9 protein-coding genes are annotated in these 13,446 nt (G+C 38.2%); all 9 read right to left on the bottom strand.

What is annotated here, in order from left to right; translation table 11 throughout:
* Nucleotides 1–13: 13 nt before the first annotated feature.
* The 9 genes from ACVBAX_RS06410 to ACVBAX_RS06370 all read right to left on the bottom strand — a co-directional run bounded on the left by ACVBAX_RS06410 (nucleotide 14) and on the right by ACVBAX_RS06370 (nucleotide 13,446).
* A complete protein-coding gene (locus tag ACVBAX_RS06410; RefSeq protein WP_447116300.1) occupies nucleotides 14–1,573 on the bottom strand; it encodes a response regulator transcription factor in 1,560 nt (519 codons plus the stop codon).
* A complete protein-coding gene (locus tag ACVBAX_RS06405) occupies nucleotides 1,566–3,332 on the bottom strand; it encodes a cache domain-containing sensor histidine kinase (RefSeq protein ID WP_447116299.1) in 1,767 nt (588 codons plus the stop codon). The genes ACVBAX_RS06410 and ACVBAX_RS06405 overlap by 8 nt, the downstream gene beginning before the upstream one ends.
* Nucleotides 3,333–3,576: 244 nt before the next feature.
* On the bottom strand, nucleotides 3,577–5,358 hold the full coding sequence (locus ACVBAX_RS06400; protein ID WP_447116298.1) for an ABC transporter ATP-binding protein: 1,782 nt from the start codon (nucleotides 5,356–5,358) through the stop codon (nucleotides 3,577–3,579).
* Nucleotide 5,359: 1 nt separating this feature from the next.
* Nucleotides 5,360–7,111 (bottom strand): ABC transporter ATP-binding protein, encoded by a 1,752-nt coding sequence (locus ACVBAX_RS06395; protein WP_447116297.1) that lies wholly within the window; start codon nucleotides 7,109–7,111, stop codon nucleotides 5,360–5,362.
* 101 nt (nucleotides 7,112–7,212) lie between these two features.
* Nucleotides 7,213–7,527: an L-rhamnose mutarotase gene (gene rhaM, locus ACVBAX_RS06390; RefSeq protein ID WP_447116296.1), complete on the bottom strand. Its 315-nt coding sequence runs from the start codon at nucleotides 7,525–7,527 to the stop codon at nucleotides 7,213–7,215.
* 2 nt (nucleotides 7,528–7,529) lie between these two features.
* Nucleotides 7,530–9,521, bottom strand: a complete 1,992-nt coding sequence (locus tag ACVBAX_RS06385) for a beta-galactosidase (RefSeq protein ID WP_447116295.1) — start codon at nucleotides 9,519–9,521, stop codon at nucleotides 7,530–7,532.
* A gap of 35 nt (nucleotides 9,522–9,556) precedes the next feature.
* Nucleotides 9,557–10,246: a rhamnogalacturonan acetylesterase gene (locus ACVBAX_RS06380; RefSeq protein WP_447116294.1), complete on the bottom strand. Its 690-nt coding sequence runs from the start codon at nucleotides 10,244–10,246 to the stop codon at nucleotides 9,557–9,559.
* Nucleotides 10,243–12,330: a glycosyl hydrolase 115 family protein gene (locus tag ACVBAX_RS06375; protein ID WP_447116293.1), complete on the bottom strand. Its 2,088-nt coding sequence runs from the start codon at nucleotides 12,328–12,330 to the stop codon at nucleotides 10,243–10,245. Before ACVBAX_RS06375 ends, ACVBAX_RS06380 begins: the two co-directional genes overlap by 4 nt.
* A gap of 84 nt (nucleotides 12,331–12,414) precedes the next feature.
* Nucleotides 12,415–13,446, bottom strand: coding sequence for a glycoside hydrolase family 88/105 protein (locus ACVBAX_RS06370; protein ID WP_447116292.1), 1,032 nt, complete (start codon nucleotides 13,444–13,446; stop codon nucleotides 12,415–12,417).

The following is a 13,446-nucleotide window of genomic DNA, read 5'->3' as shown; positions in this document are numbered from 1 at the left end:
TTTTTTATATTTTTTACTGCCCTTGTAACGATTCTTTTTTATATTCTGATGGAGTGTATCCTGTATGTTTTTTAAAGACCTGACTAAAATATTGAGGGTTTTCCCCATACCCAATTTTTTCTGCTATTTCAAACACCTTTACATCGTTTTCTTTTTCAATAAGCTTAATAGCCATTTCAATTCTTTGTTTGGTTAGGTAATTAGAAAACTTTTCGCCAGTTTCTTTCTTAAATAACTTTCCTAGATAATCAGCATTCATATATAACATCTCATTCGCAACCCAATGCAAGGATAGATGTTGATTTCCCATATGTTTTTCAATAATATCAATTACTTTATTAATAATGGCAGAGTGTTTCTTCTTATTTTGGTTATAAAATAAAGAGGTTATTTCTTGGGCAACGCTTTCAAAAAAGGATTTCATCGTTTGTATCGTTTCCATTTCTATCAAAACGGTTAATTGACCTAAATAATTATTCATCTGTTCTGCTTCACACAAACGAATCATCGAATTAAAGAGTTGTATGACATAAGACTTGGTCGTATGAATATCCAGTTTTAAATAGATTAAATGATTAATAAAAGTGCTGATTTCGTTCTTAACATCCTCCCATGAACCCGATTTTACTAGGCGGCAAAATTTTTGATCATCAAAATAAAAATCTCCTTCCGCTAGATTGTATGGATTGGAGATATCCTTTGTAGTAATGATACCTCCTTCATTTAAATAAAACCGGTATGAAAGGCAATCCAGTGCTTCCTTGTATAATTTATTGGCGTGACAAATGCTTCCTTCGTCACTTATAGCAATCGTACAATCTATTTGGTAATATTGAAAAAATGTTTTTTTAATTCTTTCAATTTGGCTATGAAGACTAAGTGTGTCTTCATCATCTTCAATTAATAACAATACGGTTTCCCCAACTGTACAGCTGAGTATATAAGAGGCCAAAATATGTTCCGCTATATTTTTGATTGCAAACATATGCTCAAAATAGAATTCTCCCTCAAGTTGGAATAAAACGAGCCGGACTTTAGAAGAATGTAAATCTAATTGAAATAGTTTATGATAGTAATCTAAATCTTTGTTTTCATACTGATTCGTAACAATTTCCTTTAACATCTGTTCCTTTGCATAGGGCATAACACTTTCAAGGGTACCTTTCATCTGTTGAACAAATTGTTCCCGATTTTGTCTTTGTGTTAAATCCTCACAAAGCTCCGTTACAGCATCCATAATCGAGTGCTCATTACATGGTTTTAATAGATAGTGCTTCACTCCATATGCCATTGCCTGTTTTGCGTAATCAAATTCACTAAAGCCTGATAGGAGAATAAATCGTATGTGTGGAAACACGCTGTTAACTTTTTCAACAAGCTCTAACCCGTTCATTCCAGGCATTTTGATATCACTAATAACGATATCTGGTTGTTTTTGTTCAATTACACTGAATGCTTCGATGCCATTTCTTGCCGTTCCTATTAATGTGGTCCCTATCGATTCCCAGGCAATTACCTTTGCCATTCCGTCAGTAATGATTCTTTCGTCATCTACTAATAAAACCTTATACATAATTTCCCCCCTTATCAAACGGTAGTACGATGATTACTTTTGTACCTTCATTTGGCACACTTTCAATCCTAACTCCATAGTCTTCTCCAAAAGAAAGCTTTATTCTTTCATCTATATTTGATAACCCTAACCCTTGTCCTCTAGTTTTCACTTCTCCCCTTTTTAACTTTTCAATAAAGGCAGGCTCCATTCCTGGACCATTGTCCTCCACAATAAGTTGGAACGAGTCACGATCAACAATTGAATACACTTCAATTTTACAAGTATCAATCATTGGTTCTAAGGCATAGTGAATGGCATTTTCCACTAGGGGTTGTAATGTTAATTTGGGAATAGAATATCCATAAAGATCCGTATTCACATTCAATTGAAAATCCAATCGGTCTTCAAATCGATAACTCTGAATAATAATATAATTTTTAACGATATCAAGCTCTTCCTCTACCGTAATCAATGGTTTTTTTAAAGAGATAGAATTGCGCAATAAAAAACCGAGCGCTTCAACCATTTTCGAAATTTGAGTTTGTCCATTTCCCTTGGCTAACCAGTTGATTGATTCTAATGTATTGTATAAAAAATGGGGATTAATCTGAGCCTGTAATGCTTTAAACTCTGTTTCCTTGATCGTCAGCTGCTTAGAAAAAACCTCATGGATCAACTCATCAATTTGTTGGATCATCGTTTGAAAGTTTTGTTGCAATTTTCCTACTTCATCATCCTGAGTCGTGGAAAATTTAAGCGTTTCCTTTCTGGCCTCTTTAAAATCACCAACCTTTACGTGTTGCATGCCGGCTACAAGATTTTCTAAAGGAATCGTTATGTTCCTTGCAAATCGCATTCCTAATACCGTTACAACAGCGAACATCAAAATAAATATAATGATTAAAAAAGTTTTCACTAGATTAATATTGTTGAAAATTTGATTAAAGGGAATTGCGTTTACATAACCCCAATCAAAGTAATTCGACTTAATAGAAACAAGAAAGTAACTTCTTTTATCGATTTCTTTTATCTGATAGCCAGAGTCTAATGTTAGTAAGTGATCTTTTAGGAAATTGGTTTCCTTTGGAAAAATAATGTCATTATGATCAACAATAAAGAATTCTCCATCCATCCTTTTCGATCCCTCTAAAATATTTCCTACAAGCTTATCCATGTTGATATAAATGACGAGTGTACCTAAGGTGTCAAAACTTAGGTTTCGGTACTGTCTAATTTCCCGAGCAGTAGCGATGGTAAAATCATTTTCCTTTGGATTAAGCCATACATTGCTCCCATCCGCACTTATGGCCATCTCGGTAACATACTTTTTTTGCCTCTCTGACAATTTTAAGTTTTTGGGACCGACAGCGTACTCTTCGCCATTTGCGTCGACTAAATACACTGATTGGATGTAAGTTTCTTTATTAACATAGCTAAGAAGTTTATCACTCATTTGGTTACGCAATCGAAATTTTTCATATTCTGTACTGTCTTCCAAAATTAAAGACAAGTATTGTTGGATTTGTGGATCCGTTAAAATATTATAGGAAACATCCTCCATCCTCTTTAATTCATTCTCTATACTATTTGAAGATGTACTTAACACTTGTGAGGATTTACTATATATTTGTTCATCATACATTTTAAAGGCATAGCTTAATCCAAAGAATGTAAAAGAAAATGAAAGAACCATAATCCATGAAACGAGTACAAAAAGTTTGTATTTTATTTTTAGATTGTCATATCGCCTCTTTAATTGACGAAAAGCCTTTTTCATTAGAGTGATTCTCCATTTTCATATTATAGTAGGTAAAAAGGTACGTATGTAAGCGTCGTCATTTCAACACAAGGAAACCCCCATAAAAAATTTGTACGTACGTGTTAATTAAATTTTACCATTATCAAAGTATATTTCAAAGGAAATAATTAAAGAGTTGGATTTTTCTAAATAATCCAAACATGGTTGTAACATATTCAAACATATTAAATAGCCCCCAAGTACTCAGCTCGGGGGCGAACCATTAGCCAACAACTAATGAGGAATATTGTGCAGTATATAAACTCCAGTATAGTCCTTTTTGTTGAATTAATTCATCGTGTGTTCCTTCTTCACAAATTTTCCCTTTTTCAATAAAAAAGATTCGGGATGCATTTTGAATCGTAGATAGACGATGAGCAATGATAAAAGAAGTTCTTCCTGAAAGCAAAGCCTCAAGTCCCTTTTGCAGAGCAAGTTCTGTCTCGGTATCTATAGAAGATGTTGCTTCATCTAAAATAAGGATTTTCGGATCAGCGAGCAATGCTCTAGCAAAAGAAATCAGCTGCCGTTGTCCATTTGAAAGCTTTGTTCCTCTTTCATTTACCTCCGTATGATAGCCCTCTTTTAACTGACTAATAAATTCATGTGCCTGCACTGCCTTTGCAGCCTGCATGACCTCTTCATCAGAAGCTTCTAATCTACCATAACGGATATTGTCCATAATGGTTCCTGAAAAAATAAATGGGTCCTGTAGCATGACTCCCATCTGCTTCCGAAGGGACATAACACTAACAGACTTTATATCAACATCATCTATTTTTATGGATCCGCTATTAATATCATAAAAACGGCTAATCAAATTGACAATCGTTGTTTTTCCGGAGCCTGTTGGACCAACAATGGCTATGGTTTCTCCCGGGTTCACTTTGAAGTTGATACGATCAAGGTTTCTATCGTTCTCTTCATAACCAAAAATGACATTCTCAAATTCTACCTTACCTTTAATAGCACCTAATTCGGTTGCTTCGGGTTCACTCAAGATCGTCGGTTTTTCATCCATCATCTCAAAAATTCGTTCTAGGTAAGCAGATGCATTGATAATCGCATTGTAAAAGTTTCCGATATTAGTTAGCGGCGTCCAAAACATCCAAATATATCCTACAAATGCAACCAAGGCTCCTACTGTAATGCCGTTTCCAATCATACTGATTCCAATAACGTAAATCAAAGAAACGGTTAATACCGAAATATTTTCAATCGCGGGCCATAGTAGGAAATGAACCTTAATTGCTTTCATCCATGTTCCTCTATACCCATTGGAAACTCCATGAAAGATTTTCTTGTTTTCTTCCTCTTGGACAAAAGCTTGGGTTACTTTAATTCCATTAATGCTTTCATGGATATAAGCATTCATATTCGATTGCTTATTGCTTAAATTTTGCCATGCTTTCCTCTGAGCATTTTTTATTAAGAAAATAATTGCTGCAAGGATCGGAAAACCAGCCATCGCAGCTAGCGTTAACTTAACATCAATCGCAAGCATAAAGCCGATAATGACCAATAAGCTAAAGAGATCGGTAATTAAATTAATCAAACCGTTTGATAATAAATCACTTAACCCATTAACATAATTAACTACCCGGACCAATATTTTGCCATGTGGCCGGCTATCAAAAAATGAAAAAGAAAGCTTTTGTAAGTGAGTAAATAAATCTTTTCTAATTTGCTTTATCACGTCATGACCAATTCGAGACATCATTCGGATTCTGTATTTCATACAAATGCCAGTAATAATTAAGGCCCCAAAATAAATCCCTGCTAAGATCATTAACCCATTAATATCCTTACCTGGAATTTCCTTATCTATTGCCTGTTTGATTAGATATGGACCAATTAAATTCGCACCACTTGCCAGAAGCATGATGAGTACAGTTAATAGAATAGTTCTTTTATGAGGTTTCACATACACAAGTAATCTTTTTAGGTGAACAATACTAAAAGGTGTTTCCAGCTCTTCATCTACATTAAACTTATTACGTGCCACTTTATCTCACCTTCCCTGCACTTAGGTGAATATCAAAGTTCCCATACTGATTTTGAAAAACATGGTAATAGTAGCCTCTTTTTAACAATAATTCTTCATGATTTCCCTTTTCAATGATTTTGCCATTATTCATTACGAGAATGATATCTGCCTCTTTTACAGACGAAATTCGATGGGCAATAATAAAACAAGTTTTCCGTTGTTGAATAGCTTGAAGTGTGTGTTGAATTCTTTCCTCTGTTTCTATATCCACGCTTGAGGTGGTATCATCCAAAATGAGAATACTTGGGTCTTTCAAAAGGGCTCTTGCAAGTGCGATCCGCTGTTTCTGTCCTCCTGATAATCCTACTCCCCTTTCCCCAACAATCGTGTCATAGCCTTCTGGGATACTTGTAATAAAATCATGAGCTTCAGCTTTTCTAGCCGCCGCTTGAACATCCTCTAGTGTTGCATTGGGATTGCCATAGGCAATATTTCCTTCAATGGTATCAGAGAATAAAAATATATCCTGCATGACCATTCCCATGGATGACCTTAGTTGATGAATATCCCATTCCTTAACGTTCCTTCCGCCAACTTTAATGGCTCCGCTGGACGTATCATAAAATCTGCTAAGCAAATTCACTAATGTTGATTTTCCTGATCCAGTTGGGCCAATAATTCCCACAGTTTGCCCGGGATGAGCATCAAAGGTCACATCCTCTAGAACCATTCCGTCACCATAGCTAAAATAAACACGGTCAAACTCAACTGTAGCTGATTTCTCCTGCGTGGTACTTTTTTCCACACCATTCTTCATCTTTGATTTTGTTAGGAGCAATTCCTCCACTTTTTCAGCAGAGGCAATAAATCTTTGTGCATCATTCATCAACCAACCTGCCATCCGCAAGGGGTTGTTTAACGCCCAAATCAAAGAATTAAAAATGACGAGTTCTCCAATCGTGAGTGAATCATTTATGACCATAACCCCACCAACTAAGATCATTACTACTGTTAATACACCTGCAAGGGAATCAAGTACAGGTAAATATCTCTCCCATACTTTTGCAGACTTCAAATTTCGATCCATAAAAGCTTCGTTTTCGACTGAAAATTTTTCAATTTCATAGCTTTCTTTCGCAAACGCTTTAACCACCCGATTTCCACTGATATTCTCCTGAACGACTGAATTAAGCTTCGCAAACTGATTTCTAATATCCGTAAATGTTGGCTTAACGTCGCGCGATAATCGGAAGGCAAAAAATGCGATCACTGGTGCTATCGATAAAATGGCCAATGCCAATGGTGGGTGGATGGTAAACATAAAAACGATAGCAAATATAAAGATGGTTGCATTTTCAAAGATCATATAAATCGTCCAAGCGGTAAAATGGCGAATGGCCTCCATGTCACCTGTCATACGAGCCATAATATCTCCTGTTTTGGTACGATCATAGAAAGTAAAATCCAATTGAAGAAGGCGATCATAAAGATTTTCTCTCATTTTAAAAATGACATTTTGAGATATTTTTTCAAACATGATCTGATATCCATATCGAACGGAAGTCCTCACAATCGTCGTACCGACCATTAACGCTACCAAGGTCCATAGCATTTCTATATTTTTTCCATACATCACATCATCAACCATTTTCCCTGCTAAATAAGGATTCACCATATTAAGGGCAGACACAGCCAATGCTAATAATAAACCAATACATAACTTTCCTTTAAAATGACGGATATAGCTCCATGCCCAATGCAAGCTATGCATAAACTATCCCCCTGTTATTGTTATAAACTTCAATCCGTATGAATAGACTCAAACTAAAAATGAGAGACCATTAACTCTACGTAAATAGTCTCTCTTTTTTTCTAGTCTAAATAAAACACCTGCTTTAACTCTGTTGAAACGGGACTGTTATCCGGGTTCGTTTCCATAATGTCCATCATATACGCCCACCATTTTTGACAAATATCCGTTTTCGCCATCTGATTCCACTTTTCTTCACTCTCAATTTCTACATATGCGAAGAGACTATTAGTCTTCTCATCTAAAAAAATGGAATAGTGATGCGCTCCGTGACTCTTTAATTCAAGCTCCATTTCCGGCCATAATTCATCATGACGTTTTTTGTATTCATCATGGCAGCCAGGAAACACTTTCATAACAGATGCTTTACGAATCATCGTTACTCCTCCTTAAATTGGATCATCTTATATTCAAAGCTGCTGATCTCTAGTTTTCCGCACTCAACTGCACTATTCGTCTGCAAATCTACACCTGTTTTAGGAATTGTTACAGAACCCCCTTTCCCATCCATATTGATGATAAACCAAACGGTGTACCCATCTCCTTGTCTTGGGGCTACGATGGTACCTTGTGAAACATCGGTTCTCATCGTAAGATTTGCTTCCTGTGAATAATGATCGACTAATTTCTGCAACAGCAAGTCTCCTGCTTCTCCTAGTGGCAATGACCCAAGCATGACGATTTTTCCTGCTCCAAGTTGATGCTCCGTTAGAAAGGCTTTCCCTTTAGATAGCCCCTCCTCAATGATTCCAACGGCAGTTTTAGAATCTGCTTCGAACACGGAACTCCAATTCCCTAGTGGTGCAGCCATATCAAAAGCACGCCCGATGCTTCCAGTACCATCCATTGGGTAGGTGTAAAGCACTTCTGCACCAGCATATTTTTCCAATTCTCCTAAAGCTCTATCTGTATGAACCGTGTGATGTTCGGTGCGGCCACCTGTTAATGGTCCAACAATCCAAATCCCCCCCTTTTCTACAAACTCGATTGCCCGAGCGATATAATCGGAAGATAAATACGGAATAAAAGGGGTGAACAACAGTTTATAACCGTCTAGACTCGCTCCTTCAGGAATGACATCACGATGAATTCCCATGGATAAAATTCGTTTATAGAAATCTGTGATTAACGTACGGTGATTTAATTCTCGATGCGGCTCGGTCTTTAAGAAGGCCTTGCCCCGGTCAGAATACGTAATAGCCAATTCTGCTTGAGAAGGCTTAGTTGATAAAATAATTGGCTCAATTTCTTTACGCATTTCTTCTACTTCTAGCACATTTGAGAATCCAACGGTCGGTTTCCCCCATGCGCTGATTACAGACCCGTGCGGCTGTTCGCAACCTGCACGCTGCTGTCTCCATAACCAATAACAAAACGCTTCAGCACCTAATGCATAGGCAGCTGCTGCTTCTGCTTTTAGATAGCCATTTGGATGAGGATTGGCATGACTTTCTAACGACGCCGCGTAGGATGGGCTTGTTTCCATGACCCAGAAATTCTTTCCTTTTTTGAAGTTCCTCCACAAATCATGATTAATCAAATAATTTTCAAAGTGATCGATGGTGGCATAAGTGTCAAACGAAGCAAAATCTAAGTTTTCGTAAAGCCTTTCGTTGTCTACACTGAAAAAGACAGAGCTATTATGGGTAATAGGTGCATTAGAATACTCTCTAATGATCTCTGCCTGTTCATCGGAAAACTCAGCAATTTTCTCCATTGAAAAGATCTGGTACATCGTACTTAATGATGAGTTGTGTAAGAAAGGAGCAGGACCTGGCTGCGGCACTTGTTCAAAGCTATGGTAATATTCACTCCAAATCTTCGTGCCCCAAGCGTCATTTAGGTTTTCTATTGTTTCATAGCGGTACTTTAACCACAGATGCCATTGTTCCTTACACGTATGACACATGCATTCGCTCACATGACACTTAAACTCATTATCAATTTGCCATCCAATTACTCCAGGCAAGCTTCCGACTGCTTTTGCTAGATTTTCGGTAATCATAGCGGCTCTTTCTCGAAAATAAGGATGGTTGGTACAAGCATGCTGTCTCGAACCATGCCCCATCACCTTCCCGTCTCGATCCATATACATACGCTCTGGGTGATCATGGCTGAACCAAATGGGTGGAGTGGGTGTTGGTGTACACATGACAGACTCGATGCCATTTTCATAGAGTCTTTCAATGATTTTCACAAAAAAGCTTAGCTCAAACTTTCCTTCTACTGGCTCCATACTTGCCCAAGCAAACTCTCCCATTCTGACTACATTAATGCCTGCCTGTTTCATTAGCTTAATATCTTCATCGATCACCTTTTCATCCCAAAGCTCCGGGTAATAGGCTGCTCCATGATATAACTTCTTCCCCATATTTTTCACCTTCTCTTCTTTGTAAGTCTATCAATCTACTCTTTAATAAAAGACATGATCGGCAGTTTTAATTCCTTTATTCCTTCTATTACGAGCTTTCCGACTTCTTTTGCTCCTGACTCACAAAAGTGAGTGTTATCCTGAAGTCCATTCGGATAATTTGGGTGTTCATTTTCATGAAACCAGACAAACAATTTTTTCGAATCTTCCGGACCCCATGCTTGATAGAGCTTTTTTGTCTTTTCCCATAAATTAATCAATTGTACGTCGAGTGTTTCTGCTAATTGAATCATAGAGCTTGGATAGTCCCCGAGAGTATTTACTAACCGTCCCTGTTCATCAAAATTTCTTCGATGAACAGAAGTAACGAGAATCGGAATTGCACCTTTTTCTCGTGCACCATTTACATATTCCGTCAAGTTTAACGGATAGCTTGTAAAGGGCTCGGTACCAAAAGATTTCTGATCATTATGTCCGAATTGTATAAACAGGTAATCGTTCGGCTGAATGAACTCAAGTATGATATCTAAATACCCTTGCTCAATAAAGGTATTGGTACTTGCTCCACCCTTCGCAAAGTTAAGAACTTTAATATCCTCTGTAAAAAAAGACTGAAACACTTGGCCCCAGCCAGCCATTGGTGCCTCACTCCGAGGACAGCTTGCTACGGTCGAATCTCCAGCCAAAAAAAGCCTGATTCGATTAGTTGTTTCATCGCTTTTCACCTCTTATCCTCCTTACTGAAGAATTTCTCTTCTAGCCTTTTAGCTAATTCATCATCAGATAATGGATTTCGATGGGTATTTTCCAAATAAATATGCTTTTCTGTTTCTGGCATTAAATATTCCTTGTACCATAAAAAGAATTCCGGACTATCCCCATGCATTCGTACAAATTTTCTGGCTGCCTCTAGAGAGTAAATCGTACTTTCTATATTCGTTAACCAGTCCGCGCGATAAAAGTTTTCCCATTTTCCAACTTCGGCACGTTTGAGAGCATGTTGACCGTTTTTATAAGCCTTCATTGACTGATACAACTGAACAAATGAAAGCGGATATTCCTCCTTAACATAGGAAAGATAGGCATTGCATAAAGCGATAAAACCTTTACAGCCCGACAAATGAAGTTCAACATGTATGATAAATTGGTCATAGAAACGATTTCGGTCTTGCTCTGAAAGCTGATTGGATAAAACATTACATTGATCTAATAACTCTGCCCACCCATCAACTGCGCTTTCACATTTTTCTTTAAACCAGGAAACTTGGTCCTTAAAAGGAATCTCACCAGTTGCCCAGATCAGTCTCGGATGAGGAATATTCGTTTTTCCTCCTAGCCAATGCCCAATGATTTTTCTTGCTGGATGATGATAAAATTCCTCTCCTGCTTTGTCATCTGAATGAGGACCATAGGAAATCGTTTTTTCAAAGTAGCTTTTGTAAAGCTGTGAGATTTCTTTCGTATGTGATGTATACATACGGTTCATGAATGTTTGTATATGCTCTTCTAGTTTTACTTGGCCATAGGTCCATAGTTCTTTCACTACATCCAATGGGTATAGATGAGGACGAATATTGCCACTATTAACCAGAACATAGGAGTTAGTGCCCGCATGTAAAGCCTTTTCTACTTCTTCCTTAATGAGTTCAGGAGAAGAGGAAAACATGGTCAAATGATTAGATGCCTGAAGATCATGAAACGTAATATGATAGTAAATTCCATGCTCACCGAAATCATCCGCAGTCGGCAAAGCCGGTATTCGATAGTTTTCATTCCCTTGTCTTCTCGACACCATTTTTCCATAGCCGTTATCAGCCCAAATCTTAATAATTCCCTCCGGGACATCGATGTGTCCTTCTTTGTATAACTCTGCAATTTCACCGTATAAAGCCATAGAACAAACAGGCTCCTCTACAGACTCACATAACATGTCGTATTGTCGTTGCACCACTTTAGATATCATCTTACCCCGTTTTTCAGGTGTATCGAATTCCGGATCATACAGCCAAAATGGCGCATCCCCTTGACCCCGAAATGATAACACCCAAACAATTTTGTCCTCTTTCTGATTCTGTATCGCTTCTTCCCATAACGACTCAAATAACGCTGGATGTTCCTTATAGCTTGGTTTTTCACCAGGAAATGCTCTTAAAAACATTTCGGCTCCTAACGGCTCCGCGTGGTGATGGGTTACCCACAATCCCATTTCAGATGCTAATTTTGCTTGAATCCCATGCCTCGGAAGGTCGGTACCAGGGATAACCATATTTCCTCCGCATCTTAATAACGCTTCAAAAACGGGATACCATACCTCTTCCGTTGGTGGATATTCCTCCTTCCACCCGATCAGGCAAACTTCATCATTCACAAACCAGCCTCGGTACGTTACTGCTTTTTCTTCAGAATCAAAATCAGTCGTTGGAATATGTATGTTTGTTTTCGGTTTTATCGGAATATCCGCCCAATACCAAAAAGGATCAACCCCTAAGTATTGTTGGCTGTAATGCAGCAACCCGTAGATAATTCCTAAATCGTCATACCCGATAATATGACAAGACCATTTTCCGTCTTGTTCCAGAAACCGAAAACCAAAAGCTTCAGGTCTTTCAGGACATTCATCTGCTGTTTCAGCATATCTAATAACCATATCCACTTTTTCTGTGAAAGTTGTTTCAAGTGAAGGTGATTTTCCCAGTACCTTTTCATGATCCCGGCTAATCATCTCAACTGCATGCCTAACTGCTGTTGAGGCAGTTTCTGGGCTATAAATTACTGAATTTCTGTCAATCACCACATATGAAGGTCTCATTTCCTTCCTCCTTTATCACACAATCCTGAATCTATTGATTTAAAAGAACCTGTGGAAGCTTTCTACTACCACAGGTTTCAATGTTTACAAGTCTTTATTCTCTCTTTTTAAAAGTAGTGATAAAAAGGCTAACACAAGCCCTTGTCCCCAACCCTGGACTCGCTTATAAGGAACTTCTTTGTAACCGTTAGCATCGAACATAACAGCTGTTCCTGCCGATACTCCCATCACCGAACCGTCCTCTCTGATTTGACCAAGGATTGCCTCAACCGATTTTTGAATATATTTGTTGTATAGCTTCCCTCTTGTTAATAGTGCAGCAGCAATCCCAGCTGATCCAGATGTTTCAAGATAAGAGGTAGGATCGTCTACAATGGTATGCCAAAGTCCTGACTCTGATTGTAAGCGAACTAAAGAACTTAATTGGTCACGTAATGACCCCTGGATAATCATAAAAGACGGATGCTGAACCTCAATCAATTCAAGTGCTCGTGCCATTGTATAGGCTGCCCAACTATTCCCTCTTGCCCAAAAAATCGAGGACATATGATTTTGTGAAATATTGTCCCAGCCATGATAGTATAGGTTTGTCATGTCATCCTGGAGAAATGTTTCATGTCCATGGTATTGCTTTAAACCAAAGTTGAAATAATCCTCCCTATCTAACAGATGGCCAATTCTCAACAGGAAATACCCAGCCATAAACATCGTATCCACCCATGCTTGCTCCGGAAATTGATACTTACCTCCGTTAACGGTATGCTGCAGGACACCATCTGCAAAGCGCTCGGCATCATGGAGTAAATAGTCTGCCATTTGAGTGGCATATTCGATATACTTTTCTTCATTCGTTTCCTTGTGCAAGGTTAATAGAATATGACCAATGGAAGAAGCATTTACGGTCAGCCTTGGAAGACCATCTTCTAACTCGGCATCGACCCAATCCTTGATGTATTGCAAGTACTTCTCCTCACCGGTTACCTCGTATGCTTCTGCTACACCATATAAAGCGACTCCACCTGGCCAATCCCATCCGAAATCCATTTGAAAGGTCCTTTCGACAACGCGGTCGATGGCCTGAGAAACCTTGTTTTGCTCGAGAATTAATTGTGGCAT

Source organism: Robertmurraya sp. GLU-23 (genome assembly GCF_052983275.1).
This window is presented reverse-complemented; position numbering and strand designations above follow the sequence as displayed.

Bases quoted from the DNA above. Each gene is read 5' to 3' on its own strand.
- ACVBAX_RS06375 (WP_447116293.1), bottom strand. From the start codon at position 12,330: ATGAGACCTTCATATGTGGTGATTGACAGAAATTCAGTAATTTATAGC.
- ACVBAX_RS06395 (WP_447116297.1), bottom strand. From the start codon at position 7,111: ATGCATAGCTTGCATTGGGCATGGAGCTATATCCGTCATTTTAAAGGA.
- ACVBAX_RS06370 (WP_447116292.1), bottom strand. From the start codon at position 13,446: ATGCCACAATTAATTCTCGAGCAAAACAAGGTTTCTCAGGCCATCGAC.
- rhaM (WP_447116296.1), bottom strand. From the start codon at position 7,527: ATGATTCGTAAAGCATCTGTTATGAAAGTGTTTCCTGGCTGCCATGAT.
- ACVBAX_RS06385 (WP_447116295.1), bottom strand. From the start codon at position 9,521: ATGGGGAAGAAGTTATATCATGGAGCAGCCTATTACCCGGAGCTTTGG.
- ACVBAX_RS06410 (WP_447116300.1), bottom strand. From the start codon at position 1,573: ATGTATAAGGTTTTATTAGTAGATGACGAAAGAATCATTACTGACGGA.
- ACVBAX_RS06405 (WP_447116299.1), bottom strand. From the start codon at position 3,332: ATGAAAAAGGCTTTTCGTCAATTAAAGAGGCGATATGACAATCTAAAA.